Here is a 26,411-nt window from a genome sequence, read left to right as displayed (position 1 = left end):
CCGTGTGTCTGAAGGCCGTGTGTCCGGTTCCGTCCTGTCGGTTTCACCGAGACAGAACAGGAGCGGACGCACCTCGTGGCCGACACCAACGACACCAACGGGTCCGACAGCGCTGCGGCGAAGAAGGCCCGGAAGTCCAAGAAACCGGGCGAGTACAGCGCGGATTCGATCAGCATCCTGGAAGGTCTCGAGGCGGTCCGCAAGCGGCCCGGCATGTACATCGGTTCCACCGGTGAGCGCGGCCTCCATCACCTGATCTGGGAGGTCGTCGACAACTCGGTCGACGAGGCGATGGCGGGCTACGCCAGCAAGGTGGAGGTCACGCTCCTCGAAGACGGTGGCGTCCAGGTCGTCGACGACGGTCGTGGCATCCCCACCGACATGCACAAGACCGGCAGCCCGACCGTCGAGGTCGTCATGACGCAGTTGCACGCCGGCGGCAAGTTCGACTCCGACGCCTATGCGGTGTCCGGCGGTCTGCACGGTGTCGGCATCTCCGTGGTCAACGCTCTGTCGACACGCGTCGAGCTGGAGATCAACTACGGCGGTTTCCACTGGGAGCAGGAGTACAACAACGCCAAGCCCAGTCCGCTGGAGAAGGGTGACGCCACCCGCAAAACCGGTACCACCGTACGGTTCTGGCCGGATTCCTCGATCTTCGAGACCACCACGTTCAGCGCCGAGACCGTGGCGCGCCGCCTGCAGGAGATGGCGTTCCTGAACAAGGGACTCACCATCACGCTCACCGACAACCGGCTCAGTGACGAGGCCGCGGTCGCCGAGGCGGAGATGGATCCCGAGGGTGACGACGCCGCGGAGACCATCAAGTCCGAAGAGGAGAAGGCGCAGAAGGCCGCCAAGGTCCGCACCCGCACCTATCACTACCCGGACGGGCTGGTCGACTACATCAAGCACCTCAACCGGACCAAGAACGCCATCCACAACTCGGTGGTCGGCTTCACCGCCAAGGGCACCGGCCACGAGGTGGAGATCGCGATGCAGTGGAACGCCGGCTATTCAGAGTCGGTGCACACGTTCGCCAACACCATCAACACCCACGAGGGCGGCACCCACGAAGAGGGCTTCCGTGCGGCGCTCACCAGCACCGTCAACAAGTACGCCTACGACAAGAAGCTGCTGAAGGAGAAGGACGGGAAGCTCACCGGCGACGACATCCGGGAGGGTCTGGCCGCGGTCATCTCGGTCAAGGTGGGTGACCCGCAGTTCGAGGGTCAGACCAAGACGAAGCTCGGCAACACCGAGGTGAAGAGTTTCGTGCAGAAGACCTGCAACGAGCATCTCGCGCACTGGTTCGAGTCCAATCCGGCCGAGGCCAAGATCATCATCAAGAAGGCGGTCGACTCCGCGCAGGCCCGCATGGCCGCCCGCAAGGCGCGAGAACTGGTGCGCCGCAAGACCGCAACCGACATCGGCGGACTGCCCGGCAAGCTGGCCGACTGCCGCAGCAACGACCCCACCAAGTGCGAGGTCTACATCGTGGAGGGCGACTCGGCCGGCGGCAGCGCCAAGTCGGGACGCGACTCCATGTACCAGGCGATCCTGCCGATCCGCGGCAAGATCATCAACGTCGAGAAGGCCCGCATCGACCGGGTGCTCAAGAACACCGAGGTCCAGTCGATCATCACGGCGTTCGGCACCGGCATCCACGACGAGTTCGACCTCGCCAAGCTGCGCTATCACAAGATCGTGCTGATGGCCGACGCCGACGTCGACGGCCAGCACATCGCGACGCTGCTGCTGACCTTGTTGTTCCGGTTCATGCGGCCGCTCATCGAGCACGGTCACGTCTACCTGGCGCAGCCGCCGCTGTACAAACTGAAGTGGCAGAAGTCCGAACCGGAGTTCGCCTACTCCGACCGGGAACGGGACGGCCTGCTCGAGGCCGGTCGCGCCGCGGGCAAGAAGATCAACTCCGACGACGGTATCCAGCGCTACAAGGGTCTCGGCGAGATGAATGCCAAGGAACTGTGGGAGACCACCATGGACCCGGCCGTGCGCGTCCTGCGGCAGGTCACCCTCGACGACGCCGCGGCCGCCGACGAACTGTTCTCGATCCTGATGGGTGAGGACGTCGCCGCACGCCGCAGCTTCATCGCCCGCAACGCCAAAGATGTTCGCTTCCTCGACGTCTGACCTCCTGTCGCTGGTTGAGGTGCGAGGAGCGCTAGCGACGAGCCTCGAAACCTCCGCGGCCGATTCCCCGGGTGGCTGAGGTACGAGCCTCTAAACCACCACGACCGCCCGCCGACAGTCTGAACGAAAGAGATTCCCATGACTGACACCACACTGCCCCCCGCCGGGGGAGAGGGCGACCGCATCGAACCGGTCGACCTCGGCCAGGAGATGCAGAACAGCTATATCGACTACGCGATGAGCGTCATCGTGGGTCGCGCGCTGCCGGAGGTGCGGGACGGCCTCAAGCCGGTGCACCGCCGACTGCTCTACGCGTCGTTCGACGCCGGTTTCCGCCCGGACCGCAGTTACGTGAAGTCGGCGAAACCCGTTGCGGAGACGATGGGTAACTACCATCCGCACGGCGACAGCGCGATCTACGACGCCCTGGTGCGCCTCGCGCAGCCGTGGTCGATGCGGTATCCGCTGATCGACGGGCAGGGCAACTTCGGGTCGCGCGGCAACGACGGAGCGGCCGCCATGCGTTACACCGAGGCCCGGCTGACGCCGCTGGCGATGGAGATGTTGCGGGACATCGACAAGGAGACCGTCGATTTCATCCCCAACTACGACGGCAAGACCAACGAACCGACGGTGCTGCCCTCGCGGATCCCGAATCTGCTGATCAACGGATCCGGCGGCATCGCGGTCGGTATGGCCACCAACATCCCGCCGCACAACCTCAACGAGGTTGCCGCCGCGGTGTTCTGGGCCCTGGAGCATCCCGACGCCGACGACGAGTCGTTGCTCAACGCCTGTATGGAGGCGATCAAGGGTCCCGATTTCCCCACGGCCGCACTGATTGTCGGGAGCCAGGGCATCAAGGATGCCTACACCACCGGTCGCGGCAGCATCCGGATGCGCAGCGTGGTCGACATCCAGGAGAACAAGGGCACCACACAGCTCGTGGTCACCGAGCTGCCGTATCAGGTCAATCCCGACAACCTGATCCAGTCGGTTGCCGAGCAGGTCAACGAAGGAAAACTCAAGGGCATCAGCCGGATCGAGGATCAGTCCTCGGATCGTGCGGGCCTGCGCATCGTCATCACGCTGCGTCGCGACGCGGTCGCCAAGGTGGTGCTGAACAACCTGTACAAGCACAGCCAGCTGCAGACCAGCTTCGGTGCCAACATGTTGTCCATCGTCGACGGTGTGCCCCGCACGTTGCGGTTGGATCAGATGATCCGGTACTACGTGGCGCACCAGATCGACGTGATCGTCCGTCGCACAAGGTATCTGCTGCGCAAGGCCGAGGAACGCGCCCATGTGTTGCGCGGTCTGGTCAAGGCGCTCGACGCCCTCGACGAGGTGATCGCGCTGATCCGCTCGTCGGCCAACACCGAGGCTGCGCGCACGGGGTTGATGGATCTTCTCGACATCGACGAGATCCAGGCCGACGCCATCCTGGCGATGCAGCTGCGTCGTCTGTCGGCGTTGGAGCGACAGAAGATCATCGACGAGTTGGCCGAGATCGAGCGTGAGATCGCCGACTACAAGGACATCCTCGACAAGCCGGAGCGGCAACGCGCGATCGTGCGGGATGAGCTCGCCGAGGTCGTCGAGAAGTACGGCGACGAGCGTCGCACCAAGATCATCGCCGCCGACGGCGACGTCAGCGACGAGGACCTCATCGCGCGCGAAGAGGTGGTCGTCACCATCACCGAGACCGGCTACGCCAAGCGCACCCGCTCGGATCTGTACCGGAGCCAGCGTCGAGGCGGCAAGGGCGTGCAGGGCGCAGGCCTCAAGCAGGATGACATCGTCAAGCACTTCTTCGTCAGCTCCACCCACGACTGGATTCTGTTCTTCACCACCAAGGGCCGCGTGTATCGCGCCAAGGCGTACGAGTTGCCGGAGGCCAACCGCACGGCGCGCGGTCAGCACGTCGCGAACCTGCTGGCCTTCCAGCCGGAGGAGCGGATCGCGCAGGTCATCCAGCTCAAGACCTACGAGGACGCGCCGTACCTGGTGCTGGCCACCCGCAACGGTCTGGTGAAGAAGTCCAAGCTGGTCGACTTCGACTCCAACCGGTCCGGCGGCATCGCCGCGATCAACCTGCGCGGCGAGGACGAGCTCGTCGGGGCGCAGCTGTGCAGTGCCGACGACGACCTGCTGCTGGTGTCGCAGAAGGGGCAGTCGATCCGGTTCCACGCCGACGACGAGGCGCTGCGTCCGATGGGCCGCCAGACCTCTGGTGTGCAGGGCATGCGCTTCAACGGCGACGACCTGTTGCTGTCGCTCAACGTGGTCCGCGACGGCACCTATCTGCTCGTCGCGACGTCGGGCGGCTACGCCAAGCGCACGGGCATGGACGACTACCCGGTCCAGGGCCGCGGCGGCAAGGGTGTGCTGACGATCCAGCACGACCGTCGACGCGGCGAGTTGATCGGTGCGCTCATCGTCGACGACGACTCGGAGCTGTATGCGATCACCTCGGGCGGCGGCGTCATCCGAACGGGTGCGAAACAGGTCCGCAAGGCCGGCCGTCAGACCAAGGGTGTGCGCCTGATGAACCTGGACGAGGGCACCACCGTCATCGCCATTGCACGCAATGCGGACGAGCAGGACGAAGAAGCCGCCACGTAGGCCCGGATTCCGGCCAGTGGTGACCGGGATCGGCCACTGCTAGCGGTTAGTGTGGGTCATACGACCACCGAATGAGGGATGTGCCAGTGAGCTCACCGAACACACCGGACGACAAGAAGCCGAGCAACGGGGACTCCGGTCCCCACGCGGCCTCGGGTCCGGGGCAGCAGGGGACTGCTCCCGGTGGCCTGGTGCCGCCGTGGCAACGCGGGCCGAACGGGGCGGGTCACCAGTCGGATGCACCCAACGGGTCGGCGCGCCAGCCCGGTCCGCCGCCGCGAGGGATCGTCACCGCGGCGGCGAGCATGGCCGGTCAGCAGGCACCGATCACCAAGCTCGACGATCCGCGTGAGGCCGGTGCCTCGCGTGGCGGTACGACCACCAAGTCCGACACCCGCGGTGAGAAGTTCGTCGAGTCACCGACGCGCAACATCGATCGTGGCGACCTGCCGGCTGAGGAGCTCCCCAATCTGGACGCGATCCATCACGTGAACGATCCCGCGCCTGCGCAGACTCCCGCGCCGCAGCGGTCGGCACCCGCCGAGATCGGTGCTCGGCCGCTGCGGGCGGCGGTGCAGCTGCGTCGCATCGATCCGTGGGCGACGTTCAAGGTCGCGGCCGTGTTGTCGGTGGCCGGGTTCCTCATCTGGATGATCTCCATCGCCGTGCTGTATCTGATCCTCGACGGCATGGGTGTGTGGGATCAGGTCAACAGCTCGTTCGGCACGCTGGTGACCGCCGACGGCTCCACCAGCGAGGGCGACATCATCGGTGCCGGCACCGTGTTCGGCTGGGCGACGCTGATCGGCGCGATCAACGCCATCCTGCTCACCGCTCTGGCCACCGTCGGCGCCTACATCTACAACCTGTGCGCCGACCTCGTGGGTGGTGCCGAGGTGACTCTCGCCGACCTGGACTGAGGGGCTCTGACCACCCGTTTTGCTCCTGCGACCCCCGGTCGGGTAATCTCTCACTTCGGTTCACGGGCCTATAGCTCAGGCGGTTAGAGCGCTTCGCTGATAACGAAGAGGTCGGAGGTTCAAGTCCTCCTAGGCCCACCACGGACCCGGGGCCTTAGCTCAGTTGGTAGAGCGCCGCCTTTGCAAGGCGGATGTCAGGAGTTCGAATCTCCTAGGCTCCACCACCTCGTCTCGATCACACCACCTTGCTTCTGAAGCAAGGTGGTGTTGTGTATTCGGGGTGGTGGGGTTCTCAGCCCTGGCGTTGGAGTTTCCGCTCCCGGCTCGCGAGCATCCGTTTGGTCATCGGGCCGTAGCCGAACCAGATCAACAGGTAGTTCAGCGCGAAGCCGACTGCCAGAATCGCGATGGTCAGCGGCCACCCCAGCGAGTCCTCGACCGCAGTTGTCAGGTCTGGTATCGCGACCACCATGACTGCCAGCGTGATGGCGGCGATGACGATGGAGATCGCGAACGACCCGTTGATGAGTGCCCGCTTCTCCGGCTTCGACGGCAGGCGCTCATGATCTGCGACGAACCGGTCGCCGGCCAGCATCGCTGCGAGCATCGGCACGATCACCGATGCGCCTGAGCCGATGTCGATGAACTCACCGATCGCACCGACGATCAGCGCCAGCACGGCGTAGGACCCGGCGAACCAACCCAAGTACTTGCCCAGCGATACGGCGGTGACTGACATGGCGGTGATGATGTCAGCTCCCGAAGACGTTGTCCCGCTTTGCTGACCAAGGTCGGCTGCGGGGTCATTCGCGCAGTCGACCCTGCCGTCGTGCATCCGGTTTGCGATCCCGCGCCGAGCGTGTATTAAGTTTGACGGGTTGTTGACGATTCGATGGGGGTCTCGATCATCATGCGTAAGTTGCTCTCGGCGTTGCTTGCCGTCGTCGTGGGAGCGTTGACGCTTCTGGGGGTTGGTGCCGCGTCGGCGGAGCCGCAGTTGCCGCGAATAATGCTGTACAGCGACAATTTTGGCACCGTCGGTAATCACGCTGGTTGCCGCGGAGCGATGCATGTGAGTGCTGTGGCGCCACAAGGAACTCGCGGCAAGATCCGGATCACGGTGACCTCTCACGGGTTCACAGGCGACGGGCCGGGTTGGCGAAGTAATCCGCGCTGTCGCATTCTGCTGTCGTTCAACGAGATCAGTCCGAATCACCCGCTCAGTCGAGAGACTTTCCACCCCGTTTCCTTCGGACCTCGCCCCGGGCAGAAGTTTGTGAAGGAGATCATTTCAGGTTCAGGACCCGCAGGCTTTGGAGTAGCGACGTACGTGCCGGACCAGCCCGTCCGTGTTCCGGTCCCCTACGGTGGAGTCAGCTTCCTCACAATCGTTCCGTGACTCACGCGGCAATTCTGCCCCGCCGGTCCACCGAACGAATGAATTGAACGGCGAAACCGACCACCTGCGCTCTCCCGTCCAGGCAGACGCCCGGGTCAAGCTGGCACAATCCCGACAACAGACGATTATGAGATCGGAACCACGATCCGCTATCGTGCAGCAAGCATTGTCGGGGTGAGGATAGTGATGCGTGTTATCGGGGGTCGATGGGACCCGGGGGGTCGAATTCAGCGACCGTGACCAGTCTGTTTGTGCGCACTTCAGCCATGGGACGCTGCCGAGTATCTAGCCGCTCGCGACGCACCGCCGCAATTCCGCTCGTGCCCTCACCCCTACACGTCGGACCAGGCGCTGCGTTCGGGTGTCCCTCTTCCCTCAGGCGTGCAGTCGACGGGAGAACGCAATGACCGGACCTCAGAATTGGTTTGATGACGTGCCTTCTTGGCCCGCGGGCCAAGGCTTTCCTGCGAACCAGCTCGCCCGCGAGCTGACGGCAGCAAAGGTGGTCGGAGCGGATCGGTCAAATTCGTCCGAGCCGGCGATAGAGGAGACGTCCCCGTCCCCTCAGCATTGGTCTGAATCCCCTGTCCCAGAGGGCGAGTGGGCAGTCTCGACCCAGGACGAGTTCGAAACAGAACCGGCAGAAGGCGACCCGTTCGAACAGATGCGGGTTCGTGCGGTCAAGCCGAAGGACACGCAGGAGAGCTTCCTCGCGAAACATCGAGTGGCGCTGATCGGGTCTGCGGCCATAGTCCTGGTGATGGCGATCGGCGGCGCTGTGACGATCGGCCTGGTCTCCGGTCGCGGCGAGGAGTCGGGCACCGCAGACAATGCAGTTGTCGCGGCACAGTCCACCCCTTCGGAGTCCACGAGTGCCGCGCCTTCGGCTGCCGACTGCTCGGCATCCTCGGACGGCTCGGTGACGACCGGCAACGGACCGGGTGACCAGCAGTCTGGTCCTGGCGCGATCCTGGCTTTCAACTACGGCTATTACGTCACTCGCTCAGCTCGCGAAGCGCGAGAAGCCGCGCTGCCGAACGCCGTGAACTCTGAGGACGATCTTCAGAACTATATCGACACCCAAGTTCCGCGCGGCACAGAGCATTGCCTCGAGATCACCGAGCTCGAGCCGGGGACCTATGCCGTGGATCTGACCGAGACACCGCCCGGTGCTGGCGCCGAATCCGTGGTGTACCCACAGATCATCACAACCGTCGAACGTGACGGCCAGACATACATCGCTTCCATCAAGAAGCGGGAGTAGCGGACGAATCGTCCAGCCTGACAACGAATCCGACGTGGATTCAACCTACAAGGGGGAGTAGACAACCATGGCCAACCCGCCAGAACGAGGACGCCACCACAAGAGCTGCGAGCGTCGCGCACCGTTCCGCAAGACGATGACCACCGCGGCACTCGCGGCCACCATCGCCACCGGACTCGGTGCCGGTGCGGCATACGCGGTACCCGAGCAAGGCGGGACCAGTCCCAGCGTGCCCGAACAGGGCGGAATCACGCCCGAAGCCGACGTGCCCGAGCAGGGCGGCACCTCACCGACACCAGATGTCGCGCCGGTGAATGTCCCAGGGCCGGGCGCGATCCCGGCCCCGCCGCAGGAGGCTCCTTACCAGCCCTACGTCGCGCCCAGCACCTACACGGCGCCCAGCACTCAGACCGGGCCGAGTGTCTACACCGAGCCCAGCACCTACGAGAACGCCTACAACCCGGTACCCCAGCAGCCTCTGACGGCACCGAAGCCGGTGGCACCGGTGCGCCCCATCGCGCCGCCGCCGGAAAAGATCCGCGTCGGCAACTTCATCACGGATATCCCCGAGGGCATGCCCGATCGCGACGTCAACTCGATCAACGCCTGGGCTGCCTACGGCGAGGCCAAGATCGCACAGGGTCTGATCTCGGTCGGTGTACCGGCGGATGAGGCCTCGCGGCAGGCGGCAGCGACGATCATCGGGGTGGCGACGGGTGGAACCGCCGGTGCGGCCGCGATGGCGGTACCGGGTGCAGTCGCAGGTGCGGCTATCGGTCTTCCGGTGGGTGCGATTGCCGGGGCGATCTACAACGGAGTCTTCTTCAACGCATGGAATATTCCTACTGGTGGGCAGCTGATCGGACTCGGCGCGCTTGCCGGAGCGGGTATCGGTACAGGTATCGGTGCGGCCGCGGGCGCGGCCGCAGGCGCCGCCACCGGCGCCGTCATCGGCGGAACGATCGGCGGTGCAGCCGCTTACACCCTCGGCGCCGGCGATCCGGGTGCGAACCCCGATGAGCCGTGGAAGCAGGACAAGCCGGAGGCCGAGCCGCTGCCGAACCCCGACGCGAACCAGTTCGAACTGAAGCTGTCGCCCGAGGATGCGCAGAAGGCAGGTCTGCCGGCCGTCGAGTACGTCGTGAACTCGCGTGGCGACGTGCACGCCTCGGTCAACGGCATAGAGGCAAACTGGTCTGTGGAGCAGGCTCTTGCGCCGTACGGGCTGCTCGGCGCTTCCGGCCCGCAGGCCGAGAAGTCCGCACAGCAGGCGACCAAGCAGCGTACCGATCAGGCCAAGAACTCGGTTCCGGGCCTGGAGGTGGCGTGGCCGCAGGAGACGGCGCCCGCGAACTGATTTCGCGGAGTCATTCACCCTAGACTGGCTGTGGCCCGCTGACCGGCGGGTCACAGCCAGCACGGTCCCGGGCACGTCGCCTGTCGGGACGAGACCGAGTTCGGAAGTGACGATGAGCGAGGATATGCAGGGACACGGTGGTCCCGTCTCACCACCGTCGACCAACGAGCGCAGTGTGGTGGTCTGTGGGACGGCCGGGGGAGTGGGAACCTCGATCATATCCGCCCTCTTGGCCGAATACCGCGCTGCCACCTCGCTGGGGGGCGCCTCGTGGTGGGTCGATGCCGCGGGCAACGACGGCGACCTTCACCAGAGACTGCGCGCCACCGGCGACGAAGCACTGCTCCGCACCGCTGCGGGGACCGGACTCTTGCCGGCGCCGGAGGCCGCGATCACCGATGTGGTCGTCCATGCCTGGCGGTTCGGAGCCGTTCCGGTTGTCGACGCGGGCGCTCGTCCACTGACAGTGCTGCCTGAGCTGTGTGAACCCGAACTATCGGACGTCACACCAGTTCTCGTCGTCGGACCTCGACCCGACCTGCTCAACCGGTCGCGTGAGGTGTTCAGCGAGTGGGAGCATGCCGGGCTACTGCAGCGCACCATCGTGGTGATCTGTTGCCAGGTACCGACTCTGAATCATCAGGCGCTGACCGGCATGCTCACCGATGCGGTGACCGGCCAGGTTGCCGGGGTCATCGGTATGGAATACGAGCCGGTCCTCGGTGCGGGGACATCGCTGGACAAGGTTGCGCAGCAACAGTTCCTGCCGACCACATGGGAATCTCTGCAGCGTTTGGCCGCGTCAACCGTGGTGCGATAGCGCCGGTTCGCGACGGAGCAGCCCCTACGCGCCCTGCCCCGATATCCAGAAGTACGTGAGCAACCCGAGCACGATCACCGCGAGGTACAGCCATCCGATCCAGATGGCCACGCGCGCAAAAGGCTCACCGAGTTCACGGGTGCGGGCGATCTCGCCGCGAGCGCGATAGCCGAGGTACAGACCGATGGGTGAGGTGATCCCCAAAATCGACAGCACCAACGCCCAGATCGCAGTTCTGTTGGTGCCGCGCGACTTCGCGGGCCGCGACGACCGGGCGGTGGCGGGCTGGCTCCGCGTGGGCACCTGTTCCTCCGGGACGTCGTCGATGGTCGGGTTGTCGTCGGTCTTGATGCTGGAATACGCCTGAGGCCGTTCGGCAGGAGCGTCGAACTTCTCGGTCCGCTCCGGGACGTCGAGGGGCCGGAAGTCGTCGGCGTCCGGGGAGGGCGCCGGCCGGACCTCGGTGGCGGCGTCTGTTGCGGACTCGCCCTGGCGCGTGGCCTGGGCGGCCACTTCCGCAGCGACCGCGGGCGACACCGTGCGGGTCGGAAGATCGCCGGGAGGCAACACCCGCGATGACGGCGGGCGGGGCGGACCGGCTTGCCCGCCGTGCGGAGGCGGCGGACCTGGACGGCCGGCACCCGGAGGCGGTGGGGGAGGCCGGTGTCCCGGCGGCGGCCGATAGCCCGGTGGCGGAGGTCCACCGCGGTAGGGCGGCGGACCGTTACGACCTGCGGGACCGGTGTTCCACGGCGGGAGGCCTCCAGCAGGACCGGGACCGGGACGACCTCCGGGGGCAGGCCCGTTGGGACCTCGCGGCGGTAGGTTCCGTGGCGCCCCGCCGGTCGGCGGGCCACCCGGTTGCGGCGGGCGTGGACCGAAACGACCCGAGGGAGGTGCCTGTGGTGCGCCCCGGTCGGATCGGGGCGGCTCCGGCCGATTCTGTGGCTGCCGGGCACCCGGTGCCGTCACCGGTGCGGTAGGCGGACGCTCCCACGGCGCCGCCACCGACGGACTCGGGGGCGCCGCATCACCGGCCGCACCGGCCGGGCTGTCATCCGGCTCGGGCGTAGGCCGTGAGTTGTCGTCGGAGGTCACTGTTCCAAATTACCGTTGTTGTCGGTTCGCCGACCGTGCGGTGGCCGATGTGGCCGCCGCCGCGATTGCCTGATTCATCACAGCGTCACGACGCCACAGCGCCGGAGTCCTCGCCGTCGCTCACCACGGTGAGATCCTCGACTCGCGGCACCGTCGCCGACACCGGCGGCGGTTCCCGACGCGACCTGCGGACGACCACCGCGGTGATCCCGGTCGCGAACACCGCAGCCAGCGCCGACGCCCCGGCCCACACGTACTTCTTCGACATGCCTAACAGCGTGCCAGCCTTCCCGACCGCCTGTCACCTCGGAGTGGCCGGACAGGCCCGTCGTTTGCGCCGGTACAGGCCCATGGCCGGGTCCCGCCGGCGCCAGAAGTGGTTGGATGGAGGACGTGACTACTCAGAAGCAGACCGCGACCCTGCACACGAATCGCGGCGACATCGTTGTCGAACTGTTCGGCAATCACGCACCCAAGACGGTCGCGAACTTCACCGGCCTCGCCGACGGCTCCAAGGACTACAGCCAGCCGAACGCATCCGGTGGCGACAGCGGACCGTTCTACGACGGCTCGGTGTTCCACCGCGTCATCGAGGGCTTCATGATCCAGGGCGGCGACCCGACGGGTACCGGCCGCGGCGGCCCGGGCTACCAGTTCGCCGACGAGTTCCACCCCGAGCTGCAGTTCGACCGCCCCTACCTGCTCGCCATGGCGAACGCCGGACCCGGCACCAACGGCTCGCAGTTCTTCATCACCGTCGGACCGACCCCGCACCTGAACCGTCGGCACACCATCTTCGGTGAGGTCACCGACCCGAAGTCGCAGCAGGTCGTCGACGCCATCGCCACCACCTCGACCGATCGTGCCGACCGCCCGCTCGACGAGGTGGTCATCGAGAAGATCGAAATCAACTGACCGGCCCGCAGTACCCCGGCCCTCCGCACACCGCCGGTCCGCCGGCGGTGTGCTTCCGGCATCCCGACCGTCCCACCGGACTGGCCTGCAGTCGATGCGGACGGCCGGCGTGCCCGGAGTGTCTGCGGCCTGCTGCCGTCGGACAGCACTGCGTCGAATGCCTGCGCAACGACGGCGTCCAACGATCCGTCGCGGCCCCCACGTTTGGTGACCGTGGCATCCGCCCGATGGTTGCGAAGCCGATGGTCGCGTCGCGTCCCTACGCGACGTACACGCTGATCGCGCTCAACCTGGCGATCTTCGCGCTGTGCGCGATGCAGGCCGGCGGCTTCGACATGCTGCAGTCGTCGCTGTTCCTCGACTGGGCGCTGGTCAAGCCACTGGTCGCCGACGGCGAGTACTGGCGACTCCTGACTGCGGGCTTCCTGCATTTCTCCATCACGCACGTCGCGGTGAACATGCTGTCACTGTTCATCCTGGGTCGTGACCTCGAGTTGGCGATCGGCATCCCGCGCTACCTCGGCGTCTACATGACCGCCCTGCTCGGTGGCAGCGCCGCGGTCATGGCCTTCGGACCCGACGTCTCGATCAATGCCGGCGCGTCCGGTGCCATCTACGGGCTGATGGGTGCGGTACTCGTCGTCGTGTTGAAGGCGCGGGCCTCGCCGACCCCGGTCATCTCGATCATCGTGCTCAACCTGGTGCTGTCGATCACGGTGCCCAACATCTCCCTGCTCGCCCATGTGGGCGGTCTGGTGTTCGGCGCCGCCGCGACCGCCGCGATCATCTTCCTGCCGCAGTGGCTGCTCACTCCGGAACGGCGCACCGCAGCCGCGTCGGCACGGGTCGGATGGTTCGCCATCGCGGCGCTCATGGTCATGGCGCTCGCGGTCAGTGTCGTGGTGGGCATGTCCTACGGCGGCATCCGGGTGTACGTGGGCTGACTGCCCTTATTTCCGCAGGTCCTCCACCACGAACCCGGCTCGCCGTAGTTCATCGGCGACGGTTCCCAGGTCGGCGCCCAGATCCCACCGGCTGAACACCACCAGGCGCGTGTCGTCGCGCAGCGCGTCGGCAGGGGGGATCGGGGCGGCGTCGTCGTGGAGGAAGTCGAACTCCAGCTGGCCCGTGCGCCGCCCGATCCGACGGAAGTCGAGGAGCCGGATGCGGTCGATCCGGTCCCGCGGATACGTGTGCGAACCGCCGATGGTGCGGACGAAGATGGCCGGCTGACCGTCCGCCGCGGTCGTGACGGCGAGACGCGGACGCACGGTCAACGCATAAGCCGAGAAGGCGAGCAGCAGCAGCCCGGCGGCCCCCATCAGCACCAACCCGGCCGGGTCGCCGGCTGCGAAGACGGCGGCGACCAGAAGGAACACGCCACCGATTCCCAGGGCAGCGCCGGCCGGGCGCGGCGTCGCCCACTCATGTGTGGACAAGTCGGCAAAGTTATCCACAGGTGTTACTCACAGTGGGGATGACTTACACACATGTGATTTCCACAGTGTGGATGAATCACACGGGTGTGAGCAGGCGGAAATGTCAGCGCCGGCCGCGTCAGCGCCACCGCATCGTCATCAGCAGGCCGACCACCATCAGCGCGAATCCGATGAGGAAGTTCCAGGGGCCGAGCTCGTACATCCAGTTCAGGATCTCGCCCTCGGCACCCAGCGCGGTCGGTGTCGCGACCAGGTAGAACACGATCAGCCAGGCCAGGCCCAACAGCATCAGGCCGAGCATGAGCCACACGTAGATGTTGCTCGACGGCCCGGCTTTCACCTTCACCGGAGTCCGGCTGGCCGGGTTGATGGTGTAGTCGGTCTTCTTCCGGACTTTTGACTTCGGCATGACTTCCTCTGTAGTGCTGAACAGCTCGTCGGGCTGTCTGTCGGGCGCGACAGTACCGGGATGATCCGCCGGGCGGCGGTCCGTCGCTCGCAAAAGGTGTTCCTCTACGGTATCTCACCTGGTCGCCGACCCGGCAACGCCGCATTCCGCCACTTCACGCACCGGGAAATCCCGTGGACCGGCCCGATGGGTCCCGGGGTAGCCTGGCGGGGTGAATCAGCCGTCTGTGCAGCAGGGATCCGGGGCCGCGGCGGGCCGCATCCTCGTCATCGACAACTACGACAGCTTCGTCTACAACCTGGTCCAGTACCTGGGCCAACTCGGTGTCGAGGCCGTGGTCTGGCGCAACGACGACCCGCAGCTCACCGACCCCGCCGCGGCCGTCGACGGATTCGACGGCGTGCTGCTCAGCCCGGGCCCGGGCACCCCGCAGCGCGCCGGCGTCACCATCCCGATGGTCGGCGTGGCGCGGCAGACGGGGATGCCGCTGCTCGGGGTGTGCCTCGGCCATCAGGCGATCGGCGCGGCATTCGGCGGCACCGTCGACCGCGCACCCGAGCTGCTGCACGGCAAGACATCGCAGGTGGTGCACGACGGCCTCGGCGTCTTGGCCGGCCTGCCCAGCCCGTTCACTGCCACCCGCTATCACTCACTGACGGTGGTACCCGAGACCATCCCCGACGAACTCGTTGTCACCGGCCGGACCGAGTCGGGCATCGTGATGGCGATGGCGCACCGCGAGCTGCCCATCCACGGCGTGCAGTTCCACCCGGAGAGCGTCCTCACCCAAGGCGGACACCGGATGCTGGCCAACTGGCTCGCGGTATGCGGCATCGACATCCCCGAGTCCCGGGTGGACGTGCTCGAAGCCGAGATGGCCGCCGCCCTCGGCTGATCCAGCGGCGTCAGCCGGGCAGCAGGCTGGCCTGACCGACCACGATCGACACCGACCCGTCCTTGCGCACCCGCGACCCCGGTTCCGGGGTCTGGCTGATGACCCGGCCGTCGTCGGGGCTGGTGATCGGCACGTTGCGGTTGGTGCGGGTGAGGGTGTTGTCCTCCCAGCCGGCGGCGACCAGTCGCGCCCGGGCCTGCTGTGGTGTCTGGCCCCGCAGGTTGGGCATCACGAAGAGATTCCCGCGCGACACCACGATCTGCACCGTCGAACCCTGCTCGACCGTCGCGCCGGCCTCCGGGGAGCTGCTGACGACCTGACCGGCCGGCAGTTGCGAGTCCCCGGCGACGGCGACCACCTCCAAACCGATCTGCTCGAGCACCGTGCGGGCCGCCTCCTCGGTCTGCCCGGTGACGTCGGGGACGGTGACCTCCTTCGGCCCGCTGCCGATGTGAACCACGACCGCGCCGTTGACCGGGGCCTCGGTGCCCACCGGGGGCGTCGTCCCGGTGACCCGGTCCAACAGCTCGGGGGTGGAGTCGACCCGGTCGGTGCGGACGTTGGAGAACCCGAGGACGCGCAGCGCCTCGGTGGCCTCGTCGGGTGACTGACCCCGCAGGTCGGGCATCGGATGGCGCTGCGGACCCGACGAGACATACAGCGTGATCTCGGAACCCTCGGTGGCCAGCACGTTCTCCGCCGGCGCCGATCGGGTGGCCGATCCCTCGGCCACCTCCAAGCTCGGTTCCTCGAGTTCGGTGACCGTGAAACCGGCCTCGCGCAGGCTGTCACGCGCCTCGGCCGACGGCATCCCGACAACGGCGGGCACCGGAATCTGCCGCGCGGTGTCCGACCCCCACGGCGACCACAACAGCAATCCCGTCACCAACGCCGCGACCAGGGCGATCGCCCCGACGACCAGCCCACGGAACCGGCGCCGCTGCGGCGGATCCACATCCTCGGTGTCCTCGCGACGATGCGACCCGCCGGCCGGCACCACCCGGCGCGGACCGGAGTCGGTCAACGAGCGACGCGAGGTGCTGTCGATGAATTCCGTGCGGTCCTCGTCGGACATCAGCATGGGGGCCGAGGGCTTGCCGCCGGCGAGCACCTTGATCAGGTCCGACCGCAGGTCCGCCGCCGACTGATACCGGTTGGCGGGGTTCTTGCTCATCGCCTTGAGGACCACCGAGTCCAGCTCCCGCGGGATCTCGGTGCGGATCGACGACGGCCACTCCGGGTCCTCGTGCACATGCTGATGGGCGACGGCGACCGGCGAATCGCCGGTGAACGGCGGCTGACCGGTGAGGAGTTCGAACAGCACGCAGCCCATCGAGTAGATGTCGCTGCGCGGATCGACCTTGATGCCGCGCGCCTGCTCGGGCGACAGGTACTGCGCGGTCCCCATGACGGCCGACGTCTGCGTCATCGTCGACGTGGTGTCGCTCATGGCCCGGGCGATGCCGAAGTCCATCACCTTCACCGCGCCGGCCTTGTCGATCATCACGTTCGCCGGCTTCATGTCGCGGTGCACGATGCCATTGCGGTGGGAGAAATCCATCGCCGCAGCCACATCCGCCATCCAGGTCATGGCCTGACGCGGCGACACCGGGCCGTTGGACCGCAGCACGTCGCGCAGCGTGTCCCCGTCGACATACTCCATCACGATGAACGGCAACGGGCCGTCCTCGGTCTCGGCCTCGCCGGTGTCGAAGACCTGCACGATCGTCGGATGGTTCAGTTTGGCGGCGTTCTGCGCCTCACGGCGGAAGCGCAGATAGAAGGTGGGGTCGCGGGCCAGGTCGGCGCGCAGCACCTTGATCGCCACATCACGGTGCAGTCGGAGATCCCGGGCGAAATGGACCTCCGACATACCACCGAACCCGAGCGTCTCCCCGAGTTCGTAGCGATCGGAGAGATGGTGCGGCGTCGACATCACCTTGCGCTCACCATCTTTCACAGCTCCGATCCGGTGCACCGCCCAGCGGCGGGCAACCCTGGACCGTCCTCACAACCGACACCTCATCCATTATCGCCATCAGTGCGGTCCGACAGCCCGGGGATCGTGAACGACGGGAACACCGGCTGCTCCGCGGTCGGCGCACCCGGATCGGTGGTGTCCGGCGGGGTGTCGGTGACGGTCGGTTCCTCGGTGGTCGGCTCCGGCGTCGGCTCCGTGGTGGTGGGCCGCTCCCGCGTCGTGGTCTCCGGTTCCGGCTCCACCTCTTCTTCGGTGGTCTCCGGGACCGCGGTGGTGGTCTCGGTGATCGTGGTCGTCGACGACGTCGCGGGTGCCTCCGGCGACGACGAGTCGAGGTTCAGCAACCAGTAGCCGATCAGCACCAGCGCGGCGAGCAGCAACGCGCCGGCGACCCCGGCGAGCACCTTCTGCCCGGTGGTCCAGCTGTTGTCGTCGGCCGGCGGCATCGGGCGGCTCGGCGGGCGGCTGGTGGTGCGTGCGGTCGACGGTTGCGTCGACGACCCGGTCATCGCGCGGGTCTGCGACGGGCGCATCGCGGCTGCGGCAGCGGCCCCACCCACGGCACCGGCGGCCGCGGCGCCCGCGATCATGCCCGGACGTGGCGGACGGTGCCCGGCGCGCACGGCGGCCACCGCATCGGCGAACTCGCCGCCGTTGGCGTAGCGCTGCTTCGGGTCCTTGGCCATCGTGGTGTCGATGAGCTCGCGCACGTTGCCCGGAACGGTGTTCGGCAACGGCGGCGGCATCTCCCGGATGTGTTTCATCGCGACGGTGATCGCCCCGTCCCCGAGGAACGGCCGCCGACCGGTCAGCGCCTCGTAGCCAACGACGCCGAGCGAGTACACGTCCGACGCGGCGGTCGCCTCGTCGCCGGTGGCCTGCTCCGGGGAGATGTACTGCGCGGTGCCCATCACCATGCCGGTCTGGGTGACCGGCGCCGAGTCGACCGCCTTGGCGATGCCGAAGTCGGTGATCTTGACCTGCCCGGTGGGCGTGATCAGGATGTTGCCCGGCTTCACGTCGCGGTGCACCAGCCCTTGGGTGTGCGCGGCCTGCAACGCCCGCCCGGTCTGCTCGAGCATGTCGAGGGTGTTGGTCAACGACAGTCGACCCATCCGGGAGATGACCGAGTTCAGCGGCTCACCGTCGACGAGCTCCATCACCAGGTAGGCCAGTGGTTCGCCGCCGCCGCGGTCGGGTGTCTCGCCGTAGTCGAAGACGTTGGCGATGCCGGGGTGATTGAGCTTGGCGGTGGTCTGCGCCTCGGTCCGAAACCGTGCGGTGAACTCCGGGTCGTGGGTGTACTCGGCCTTGAGTACCTTCACCGCCACCCGCCGATTGAGTCGGGCGTCGAGGGCTTCCCACACCTGACCCATGCCACCGGTCGCGATCAGCCGCATCAGCCGGTAGCGGTCGGCGATGGTGGTGCCGCTCTGCAACGTCATCAGCTTGCACCTCCCACCACTGCATTGATCACGGCGCGTCCGATCGGCGCCGCGACGGTCCCGCCGGTTGATGCGGGACCCGGATCTCCGTTCTCCACCACAACGGCGACCGCGACCTGAGCGTTCGACGACGGTCCGAACGCGATGTACCAGGAGAACGGGGTCTCCGACTCCACGTCGGAGCTCGACGAGTGTTCGGCCGTGCCGGTCTTGGACGCGATCGACACCGGTCCGCCGGCGCCCTGGGTGTTGCGTTCGGAATCGATCATCATCGAGGTCAGCGTCGCCGCCTGGTCGGAGCTGATCGGTTCGTTGATCGTGGCCGGTTGTGTCGTATGCAGGGTACGCAGGTCTGCCGCCTGCAGCCGATCCACGAGGTAGGGCTGCATGCGAACGCCGCCGTTGGCGACGGTCGCCGCGACCATCGCCATCTGCATCGGCGTCACCCGCACGTCGCGCTGGCCGATGGACGCCTGGCCGAGCGCGGCGAGATCGGGGATCGCGCCGACCGTCGACTGCGACACCGGTAGCGGGGTGTCGGGCTGCTCCTCGTCGAGGCCGAATCGGTTGGCGGTCTCACTGAACACGGTGATCGGGTCCCTCATCTTGCTCGTCGTCAGGTCGACGAAGGCCGTGTTGCAGGAGTACTGGAATGCCTGCGAGAGCGTCACGGTACCGCCCGACGACCCGGGGCAGGTCTGGCCGCCGTAGTTGCTCAGCGGTGTGACGGTGTCGGGCAGGGTGATCTCGGGTGCGGCGGTGAGCCGGATATCGGGGTTCACGCCGTCGCGCAGCGCGGCCGCGGTTGTGACCACCTTGAACGTCGACCCGGGCGGGTAGAGCTGGTTGATGGCCCGGTTGAGCATCGGATTGTTGATGTCGCCCGGTTGATTCCATGCCGCCCAGCTGCGCTCACGGACCTCCTGGTCGTGGCTGGCCAGCCGGTTCGGGTCGTAGCTCGGCGACGACGCCATCGCCAGGATCTTGCCGGTGTTGGGCTGCAACGCGACCACCGCGCCGCGGCATCCGCCCTGGCAGCCGTTGCGCAGACCGTCGTAGGCCACCCGCTGCAGCCGCGGCATGATCGTGCTGACCACGTTGCCGCCCCGGGGATCGCGGCCGGCGAACATGTCGGTGAACCGCTGCCCGAACAGCCGGTCGTCGTTGCCGTTGAGGATCGAGTTCTCGTACAACTCGAGGCCGGTGCTGCCGTATTGGAACGAGTAGTAACCGGTGACCGGCGCGAACGCCTCGGCCCCGTTCGGCGGGTAGGTGCGCAGGAACCGCAGGCGGCCGTCGGTCGGTACCGACACCGCCACCACCGAACCGCCGCCGGCGGTGATCGCGCCGCGCTGCCGGGAGTACTCGTCGAGCAGCACCCGGTTGTTGCGGGGATCCGAGCGCAGTTCGTCTGCCTTGAACACCTGCACGTAGGTGGCGTTGGCCAGCAACGCGACGACCATCACGATCACCGCGATCGACACCCGTTCGATCTGCTTGTTCATCGGCGCACCGCCTGGGTCGGCAGCGATTCGATGCTCTTGGGCGGCGGCCGACGCCGGGTCGGGTCGGGTTCGCGTGCGGCGTTGGAGATCCGGATGAGCAGCGCCACCAGGATGTAGTTGGCCAGCAGGGACGACCCGCCGTAGGAGAGGAACGGGGTGGTGAGGCCGGTCAGCGGGATCAGCTTGGTGACGCCGCCGACGACGACGAAGATCTGTACCGCGATGGTGAAGGAGAGTCCGGTCGCGAGGAGTTTGCCGAAGCTGTCGCGGACCGCGACGCCGGTGCGCAGACCGCGCATCACGAAGATCATGTACAGCACCAGAACCGCGGCCAGCCCGGTGAGGCCGAGTTCCTCACCGACGGTGGCGATGATGAAGTCGGTGTTGGCGAACGGCACGATGTTCGGCCGCCCGGAACCCAATCCGGTGCCGAACAGTCCGCCGGTGGCCAGCCCGAACAGGCTCTGCCCGATCTGGTAGCCGGAACCGTCGAAGTCGCTGAACGGATCCCGCCAGATCTCCACGCGGACCTGCAGGTGACCGAAGATCTGGTAGGCGATGAACGCGCCGACGACGAACAGCGAGACGCCGAGCACGAGCCAGCTGGCCCGTCCGGTCGCGACGTAGACCATGGTGAGGATGGTCGAGAAGATCAGCAGCGAGCTACCGAGATCCGACGAGTAGGTCAGCACGGCGATCGACACGAACCACGCCACCAGCAGTGGTCCCAGATCGCGGGCACGCGGGAAGTCCATGCCCAGGAAGTGTTTTCCCGCGGTGGTGAACAGATCGCGCTTGGACACCAGGAACGCCGCGGTGAAGATGATGATGAGGATCTTGGCGAACTCGCTGGGCTGGATCGAGAAGAACGGCAGGATGATCCAGTTCTTCGAGCCGTTGATCTCCGACATCGACGACGGCAGCACCGCCGGGATGATCAAAAGGACAAGGCCGGCCAGGCCCAGGGTGTAGGCGTACCGCGACAGTGTGCGGTGATCGCGGATGAAGATCAGCACCGCCGAGAACGCGATGATGCCCAGCACCGCCCACAGCAGTTGCTGGTCGGCGTTGTTGGTGACGTCGGTGGTGTTGATGGATTCACCGGTCGCACCGGTGCCGAGGTCGAGTCGGTGGATCAAGACCAGACCGAGCCCGTTGAGGACGGCGACCACCGGCAGCAGGATCGGGTCGGCGTGCGGTGCGTACCGGCGCACCACCAGGTGCGCGACCGCGAACAACGCGGTGTAGGCGAGCACGTACTTCGCCAGGTCCCAGGTGATGGTCTGTTCCTGGGCGGACTGCACGATCAGCAGTGCCACCGTCACCAGCCCGATGGCGAAACCGAGCAGCAGCATCTCGGCGGTGCGGCCGGTCTGTTCGGGTGGTTGGCGCGGTGGTGCGTGGACGGTCGCGGACGATTCACTCATCTAGTGGCCCCGACAGATCTTGTTGCCGTCGTTGTCGTACTGCGGTGACGTCGAGGTCGACTCGGTCGTGGTGACCGGCGCCGGACTGCTGGCCGGTGCGGGGCTGGGTTCGGGCTGTCCGGGGCGGGGTGCCGGCGACGGTGTGGGTGCCGGCGCGGGCAGCGGTTCCGGGCACAGCGGCAGGAACGTCAACTGCTCGACGCGGTCCTCGGCGTCGGCGAGCGGCATGTTGCGGATCGAGTTGCCTTCTACCGCATTGCGGTCGAGCTCGGCGAGATCCGAGGTCTGCAGCGGGGTGCAGGTGTCCGAGGACTGGTAGTCCACGAACTCCACCTGCGGTTGCTCCTGATCGAGACCGGTGACGCAGACCGTCTGGTTGGCCGAACTCAGGTCGACGAACAGCACCTGGTCCGGAGACCCCTGATAGATCACCACTTCACTGTTCTCGGCGCCGACGAAGTAGCTGTTGCGCACCATCGCCCTCGTGACGAAGAAGCCGGCGATGAGCAGTGCGATGACGGCCAGCGCGGTCCCGGCGAACACCCAGCGGCGCCACGGCCGGTGCGGCGGCGGGCTGTCATCGTCGGCCATGATGGTGGGTCGCTGCGGCTTCTCCGCAGGTGGCCGCAGTGCCGCTGCGCGACCGGCCGCGGTGGACGGATTGGGCGTGTAGTCGTCGTCGTCTCCGGCGGCGCCGCCGACGATGGGCCGCGAGTCGCCGTATTCGGTGTCGACGACGTCGGCGACGATCACGGTGACGTTGTCGGGACCGCCGCCACGCAGCGCGAGTTCGATGAGCCGGTCGGCGCATTCCTTGTGGTCCGGGATCGACCCGAGGGTGTCGGCCAGGGTCTCCTCGCTGACCACATCCGACAGTCCGTCGCTGCACAGCATGTAACGGTCACCGGCGCGGGCCTCGCGGATGGTGAGGGTGGGTTCCACCTCTTGGCCGGTCAGCGCCCGCATGATCAGCGACCGCTGCGGATGGGAGTGGGCCTGTTCGGCAGTGATGCGTCCCTCGTCGACGAGGGTCTGCACGAACGTGTCGTCGCGGGTGATCTGGGTGAGCTGGCCATCGCGGTACAGGTAGCCGCGCGAGTCGCCGATGTGACACAGGCCGATCCGGCTGCCGGCGAACAGGATCGCGGTGAGCGTGGTGCCCATTCCCTCGAGCTCGGGAGCGTGCTCCACCTGGGCGGCGATCGCCGAGTTGCCGTTGTGGGTGGCCCGGTCGAGCTGGGCGAGAAGGTCGCCGCCGGGCTCGTCGTCGTCGAGGGTGCGCAGCGCCTGGATCACCAGTTGGCTGGCGACCTCCCCGGCGGCGTGTCCGCCCATGCCGTCGGCGAGCGCGAGGAGCCGCGCCCCGGCATACACGGAGTCCTCGTTGTTGGAGCGGACCAGACCTCGGTCGCTTCGCGCGATATAGCGCAGTACCAAGGTCACGGGCGCAGCTCGATCACGGTCTTGCCGATCCGGATCGGCGTGTTGATCGGGACACGCGCCGCCGTGGTCACCTTCGACCGGTCCAGATAGGTGCCGTTCGTGGATCCGAGATCCTCGACGTACCAGTCGTCTCCGCGGCGGGACAGCCGGGCGTGCCGCTCGGAGGCGTAGTCGTCGGTCAGGACCAGGGTCGAGTCGTCGGCACGACCGAGCAGCACCGGTTGGGTACCGAGGGTGATGCGGGTGTTGGCGAGAGTGCCCTGCGTGACGACCAGGTAGCGCGCGGATCCCCGCGCGGCGCGCGTGTTGGACCGGTCGCGCTTGTCGGCCCGCGTGTGTCGCGTCAGACGGTTCCCGCCGGCCGATGCGATGTCGGCGCGCAGGGTCCGGATGACGGCGTACACGAACAGCCAGAGCAGCAGCAGGAACCCGATTCGGGTCAGCTGCAGCACCAAGCCCTGCATTAAGTGTTCACCTCCAGCGCCATCACTTCTCGGCCCGCTCGTTCCACCCCGGGCGCCGGTCGTAGAAACGGACCCGACTGCATCTTATGGGCAGACTGAGGTTTCGCCGGCATCGAGATGTGACAGTTCAGTATCAACGCCCGGTCTCGCTGTGAGAGACCGGGTGAATGACAGGTGACTACTGGAACCGGACGGTGATGTCGGAGTGGCCGACGCGGATACGGTCGCCGTCGGCGAGTTCCCAGCTGCTCACCTGCAGGTCGTTGACGGTGGTGCCGTTGGTCGAATTCAGGTCCGTCAGCATCGCGACGCTGCCGTCCCAGCGGATCTCCACGTGCCGGCGGGACACGCCCGTGTCCGGAAGTCGGAACTGGGCGTCCTGGCCGCGGCCGATGATGTTGGAGCCCTCCCGCAGCTGGAAGGTGCGGTTGCTGCCGTCCTCGAGGAGCAGCGTGATCGCGGCGGGCGCGTAGCCGGCCGGGCGGCCGTATCCCTGGTCGTAGCCACCCTGGCCGTAACCGTAGGCGGGCTGGCCGTAGCCCTGCTGGTAATCGCCCTGCTGGTAGTCGTAGCCGCCCTGCGCATACCCCTGGTCGGCATACCCCTGGTCGTAACCGCCCTGCTGGTAGCCCTGCGGGTAGCCGGGCTGTGCGTAGCCCTGGTCATACCCTTGTGCGTAACCCTGGTCGGCGTAACCCTGCTGTGCGTAGGCGGGGTCGTACCCCTGCTGGTAGCCCTGGTCGTACCCGGGCTGGCCGTAGCCCTGCTGTGCGTAGGCCGGGTCGTAACCCTGCTGCTCATAGCCCTGTGGGTAGCCGGCCTGCTGGTAGTCGGCGTGTTGGTAGTCCGCTTGTTGGTAGTCCGCTTGTTGGTAGTCCGCTTGTTGGTAGTCATAGCCACCCTGCTGGCCACCCTGGTCATACGCCGGGTCACTGCCCCTGCGCTGGTCGTATCCGGGGTTGTTGGTCATTTGTGGGGCTCCTACTTGTCGGTGTGCACTTCCTGGGTGCTGTTCTGCGTGTGCGCGCGGCGCAGGTTCTTGCGGGCCGGGCGACATCGGACGGGGTCGGACATCCGGGTTCACCGCACCGTGGGCACGGAAGATACCGGTGTGCAAGGACGGTGACTCGTCGAACTCTACGACGACCCGGCCGTAGGTCTGCCAACCGTTGTCGGCGATGAAGTTCTCCAGGTGCTTGGAGAAGGTCTTGCGATTGAGCTCGTAGTCGGCCGCGACGTGCTTGAAGTCGGTGGAGCTGAACGCCAGCGAGTAGCTGTTCGGCGCCAGGATCGCGCCGTCACCGAGATCTCGGAGACCTTCCTGGGCCTCGCGTTGGAGTCCGTTCTCGATCTCCTGGGGAGCGACCTGGCCCCCGAAGACTCGCGCGAAGCTGTCGTCGACAGCTCCCTCGAGCTTGCGTTCGATACGCTGCAAAATACCCACCGGCGACCCTCCCTTCGCGGCGTCGTGCACACGGTCGTGGCGTGTCGCCGTGCGTATGGCCTTGATAGATGATACCGATTCTGCCCTTTGAGCCCGGGTTGACGTCAATGCAGCAACGCCTGCAACATCAGTCTCACCGACGTCGTGGGGTCCACCCTACCCGCCGCATAGCCCCTGACCAGCGCATACCCGTGTATTTCCGATCACGAATGGGTACATTTACCTCGGCAAACGCGCGTCCCGATCCGTCGACTGTGCCCCCTTTCCCGTCGACTGGGCGCCGTTTCGCGTCGACTGGGTGCCGTTTCCCGTCGACTGTGCGCCAGATCCCGTCCACTGGGCACCCGAGAACTGTGTTTTGCTTCCGCACCCCCGCCCTTGCTATCGTCTTCCAGTCTCACGCGGACAGCCACGGGCGAGTGGCGGAATGGCAGACGCGCTGGCTTCAGGTGCCAGTGTCCTTCGGGACGTGGGGGTTCAAGTCCCCCTTCGCCCACCACGGAGCAGTTCAGCTCAAAGCGGTACATCAGGTCAGGTTGCGGAATGCGCCTGGCCTTTTGTTTTGCGCCGTTCAATCGACCCGGCCTCGGATGGGGTGCGATTCCCGGACTAGCCGTCACCAGGAGGTCGACGTGCGGACCCTGCGCGACAGGTCGGTGCCGGAAAGCAGTTCGGCGTGCAAATCAGCAAGCCGAGGGTGCGCCACGCCGAGGCTCCACGACGAGCATCCCGACTCCATCCCGCCGCAGCGGTTATACGATCTAATGCGTCGAGACGGCTAAGGTGCGCACGCTTCATTCAATACGTGCAGCCAGTGAGACGCCATCGTCCTTCTGGTGCCTGACAGTGCGCTGGGCAGCAGAATGCGTCGTGACGTCTAAGCCCTGAGAGAACGGAACATGGTTGAAGACGACCGACCTCGCCAAGGTGCGCAACACCCTTTGGGCCGCTGCCGACGAACTGCGTGCCAACTCCAAGTTGACGCCGGTGCAGTATCGCAACCCGGTTCTCGGCCTAGTGTTCCTCGCTTACGCGGAGAACCGCTTCGAGGCTGTCCGCGGCGAAATCGAGGCAACGGCATCTGCCCGCAACCCTGCAACGATCGCGGACTACAAGGCCAAGTCGGTGCTGTATGTCCCCGCCGAGTCGCGGCTCTCGTACCTCAATGACCTGCCAGAGGGCGACGACATTGGCAAGGCAGTCGACGAGGCAATCAAGGCAATCGAGGCTGCCAACCCCGAACTCAAAGACATCCTCCCGCGCGGCTACCAGAAGCTCGAACCTGAGTTGGACCTCCTTAGTGCCTGGCGTTGATAGCGGCGATGATCGCTTCGGCGTCGTCGTCGAGCGGGGTGCGTGCGGTCAGCGGGTGGCCGTCGATGTCGACGATGACGGTGTGGATGCGGC

22 protein-coding genes and 3 tRNA genes are annotated in these 26,411 nt (G+C 66.7%); 13 read left to right on the top strand and 12 right to left on the bottom strand.

The genetic code is table 11. The features are described from left to right. Positions 1-75: 75 nt before the first annotated feature. The 5 genes from gyrB (at position 76) to V1Y59_RS20365 (ending at position 5,923) form a co-directional block, all read left to right on the top strand. Positions 76-2,154 carry a DNA topoisomerase (ATP-hydrolyzing) subunit B gene (gyrB, locus tag V1Y59_RS20385; protein ID WP_330506868.1) on the top strand — a complete coding sequence of 693 codons (2,079 nt, stop codon included), beginning with the start codon at positions 76-78 and terminating at the stop codon, positions 2,152-2,154. 138 nt (positions 2,155-2,292) lie between these two features. Next, on the top strand, positions 2,293-4,779 hold the full coding sequence (gene gyrA / locus V1Y59_RS20380; protein ID WP_330506867.1) for a DNA gyrase subunit A: 2,487 nt from the start codon (positions 2,293-2,295) through the stop codon (positions 4,777-4,779). Between the two features lie 86 nt (positions 4,780-4,865). Next, the gene (locus V1Y59_RS20375) at positions 4,866-5,699 is read left to right on the top strand and encodes a DUF3566 domain-containing protein (RefSeq protein WP_330506866.1); all 834 of its coding nucleotides are present in this window, start codon (positions 4,866-4,868) and stop codon (positions 5,697-5,699) included. Between the two features lie 64 nt (positions 5,700-5,763). Then, a tRNA-Ile gene (locus V1Y59_RS20370) sits at positions 5,764-5,840 on the top strand. Positions 5,841-5,847: 7 nt separating this feature from the next. Next, positions 5,848-5,923, top strand: a tRNA-Ala gene (locus V1Y59_RS20365). 68 nt (positions 5,924-5,991) lie between these two features. On the opposite strand, the gene V1Y59_RS20360 is transcribed toward V1Y59_RS20365, so the two are convergent. Further along, positions 5,992-6,771 carry an ABZJ_00895 family protein gene (locus tag V1Y59_RS20360; protein ID WP_330506865.1) on the bottom strand — a complete coding sequence of 260 codons (780 nt, stop codon included), beginning with the start codon at positions 6,769-6,771 and terminating at the stop codon, positions 5,992-5,994. 730 nt (positions 6,772-7,501) lie between these two features. Between V1Y59_RS20360 and V1Y59_RS20355 the strand changes: the two genes are divergently transcribed. The 3 genes from V1Y59_RS20355 (at position 7,502) to V1Y59_RS20345 (ending at position 10,539) form a co-directional block, all read left to right on the top strand. Next, on the top strand, positions 7,502-8,362 hold the full coding sequence (locus V1Y59_RS20355) for a DUF8176 domain-containing protein (protein ID WP_330506864.1): 861 nt from the start codon (positions 7,502-7,504) through the stop codon (positions 8,360-8,362). Positions 8,363-8,429: 67 nt separating this feature from the next. Further along, positions 8,430-9,719 carry a hypothetical protein gene (locus V1Y59_RS20350; RefSeq protein WP_330506863.1) on the top strand — a complete coding sequence of 430 codons (1,290 nt, stop codon included), beginning with the start codon at positions 8,430-8,432 and terminating at the stop codon, positions 9,717-9,719. A 112-nt stretch (positions 9,720-9,831) separates the two neighbouring features. Then, positions 9,832-10,539: a hypothetical protein gene (locus tag V1Y59_RS20345; protein ID WP_431309244.1), complete on the top strand. Its 708-nt coding sequence runs from the start codon at positions 9,832-9,834 to the stop codon at positions 10,537-10,539. Positions 10,540-10,563: 24 nt separating this feature from the next. On the opposite strand, the gene V1Y59_RS20340 is transcribed toward V1Y59_RS20345, so the two are convergent. Both V1Y59_RS20340 and V1Y59_RS20335 read right to left on the bottom strand, forming a co-directional pair. Then, positions 10,564-11,076 carry a DUF4190 domain-containing protein gene (locus V1Y59_RS20340; protein WP_330506862.1) on the bottom strand — a complete coding sequence of 171 codons (513 nt, stop codon included), beginning with the start codon at positions 11,074-11,076 and terminating at the stop codon, positions 10,564-10,566. Positions 11,077-11,722: 646 nt separating this feature from the next. Next, a complete protein-coding gene (locus V1Y59_RS20335; protein ID WP_330506861.1) occupies positions 11,723-11,905 on the bottom strand; it encodes a hypothetical protein in 183 nt (60 codons plus the stop codon). A gap of 125 nt (positions 11,906-12,030) precedes the next feature. Between V1Y59_RS20335 and V1Y59_RS20330 the strand changes: the two genes are divergently transcribed. Beyond that, positions 12,031-12,552: a peptidylprolyl isomerase gene (locus V1Y59_RS20330; protein ID WP_431309243.1), complete on the top strand. Its 522-nt coding sequence runs from the start codon at positions 12,031-12,033 to the stop codon at positions 12,550-12,552. After that, a complete protein-coding gene (locus V1Y59_RS20325; RefSeq protein WP_431309247.1) occupies positions 12,549-13,496 on the top strand; it encodes a rhomboid family intramembrane serine protease in 948 nt (315 codons plus the stop codon). Before V1Y59_RS20330 ends, V1Y59_RS20325 begins: the two co-directional genes overlap by 4 nt. Before the next feature lie 6 nt (positions 13,497-13,502). On the opposite strand, the gene V1Y59_RS20320 is transcribed toward V1Y59_RS20325, so the two are convergent. Together V1Y59_RS20320 and crgA are read right to left on the bottom strand one after the other, a co-directional pair. Further along, positions 13,503-14,009, bottom strand: a complete 507-nt coding sequence (locus V1Y59_RS20320) for a PH domain-containing protein (protein ID WP_330506859.1) — start codon at positions 14,007-14,009, stop codon at positions 13,503-13,505. Positions 14,010-14,109: 100 nt separating this feature from the next. Next, positions 14,110-14,400, bottom strand: a complete 291-nt coding sequence (gene crgA / locus V1Y59_RS20315; RefSeq protein ID WP_330433585.1) for a cell division protein CrgA — start codon at positions 14,398-14,400, stop codon at positions 14,110-14,112. 211 nt (positions 14,401-14,611) lie between these two features. Between crgA and V1Y59_RS20310 the strand changes: the two genes are divergently transcribed. Then, on the top strand, positions 14,612-15,295 hold the full coding sequence (locus V1Y59_RS20310; RefSeq protein ID WP_330506858.1) for an aminodeoxychorismate/anthranilate synthase component II: 684 nt from the start codon (positions 14,612-14,614) through the stop codon (positions 15,293-15,295). A gap of 10 nt (positions 15,296-15,305) precedes the next feature. Here the strand turns inward: V1Y59_RS20310 and pknB are convergent, their stop codons facing one another. The 7 genes from pknB to V1Y59_RS20275 form a co-directional block, all read right to left on the bottom strand. After that, positions 15,306-17,231: a Stk1 family PASTA domain-containing Ser/Thr kinase gene (gene pknB, locus V1Y59_RS20305; RefSeq protein ID WP_330506929.1), complete on the bottom strand. Its 1,926-nt coding sequence runs from the start codon at positions 17,229-17,231 to the stop codon at positions 15,306-15,308. An 86-nt stretch (positions 17,232-17,317) separates the two neighbouring features. Further along, positions 17,318-18,721, bottom strand: a complete 1,404-nt coding sequence (locus V1Y59_RS20300; RefSeq protein WP_330506857.1) for a serine/threonine-protein kinase — start codon at positions 18,719-18,721, stop codon at positions 17,318-17,320. Continuing rightward, complete coding sequence (locus V1Y59_RS20295) at positions 18,721-20,226, bottom strand: penicillin-binding protein 2 (RefSeq protein WP_330506856.1); 1,506 nt, start codon at positions 20,224-20,226, stop codon at positions 18,721-18,723. The genes V1Y59_RS20300 and V1Y59_RS20295 overlap by 1 nt, the downstream gene beginning before the upstream one ends. Continuing rightward, a complete protein-coding gene (locus V1Y59_RS20290; RefSeq protein ID WP_330506855.1) occupies positions 20,223-21,653 on the bottom strand; it encodes an FtsW/RodA/SpoVE family cell cycle protein in 1,431 nt (476 codons plus the stop codon). Before V1Y59_RS20290 ends, V1Y59_RS20295 begins: the two co-directional genes overlap by 4 nt. Then, positions 21,654-23,096 carry a PP2C family protein-serine/threonine phosphatase gene (locus V1Y59_RS20285; RefSeq protein WP_330506854.1) on the bottom strand — a complete coding sequence of 481 codons (1,443 nt, stop codon included), beginning with the start codon at positions 23,094-23,096 and terminating at the stop codon, positions 21,654-21,656. Further along, positions 23,093-23,560 (bottom strand): FHA domain-containing protein FhaB/FipA, encoded by a 468-nt coding sequence (locus V1Y59_RS20280; RefSeq protein WP_330433578.1) that lies wholly within the window; start codon positions 23,558-23,560, stop codon positions 23,093-23,095. Before V1Y59_RS20280 ends, V1Y59_RS20285 begins: the two co-directional genes overlap by 4 nt. Before the next feature lie 178 nt (positions 23,561-23,738). Then, positions 23,739-25,004 carry an FHA domain-containing protein gene (locus V1Y59_RS20275; protein ID WP_330506853.1) on the bottom strand — a complete coding sequence of 422 codons (1,266 nt, stop codon included), beginning with the start codon at positions 25,002-25,004 and terminating at the stop codon, positions 23,739-23,741. A 413-nt stretch (positions 25,005-25,417) separates the two neighbouring features. On the opposite strand from V1Y59_RS20275, the gene V1Y59_RS20270 reads away from it, so the two are divergent. Beyond that, positions 25,418-25,503 (top strand) — tRNA-Leu (locus V1Y59_RS20270). Between the two features lie 404 nt (positions 25,504-25,907). Further along, entirely contained in the window at positions 25,908-26,318 is a 411-nt protein-coding gene (locus V1Y59_RS20265) for a type I restriction-modification system subunit M N-terminal domain-containing protein (RefSeq protein WP_330506852.1), read from the top strand. The last annotated feature ends 93 nt before the right edge of the window (positions 26,319-26,411 follow it).

Origin of the sequence: Gordonia prachuapensis (genome assembly GCF_036350515.1) — a bacterium.
In the GTDB taxonomy this organism is placed as follows: Bacteria; Actinomycetota; Actinomycetes; order Mycobacteriales; family Mycobacteriaceae; genus Gordonia; species Gordonia prachuapensis.
The sequence above is the reverse complement of the archived record's forward strand: the minus strand, read 5'-3'. Positions and strand labels throughout refer to the sequence as shown.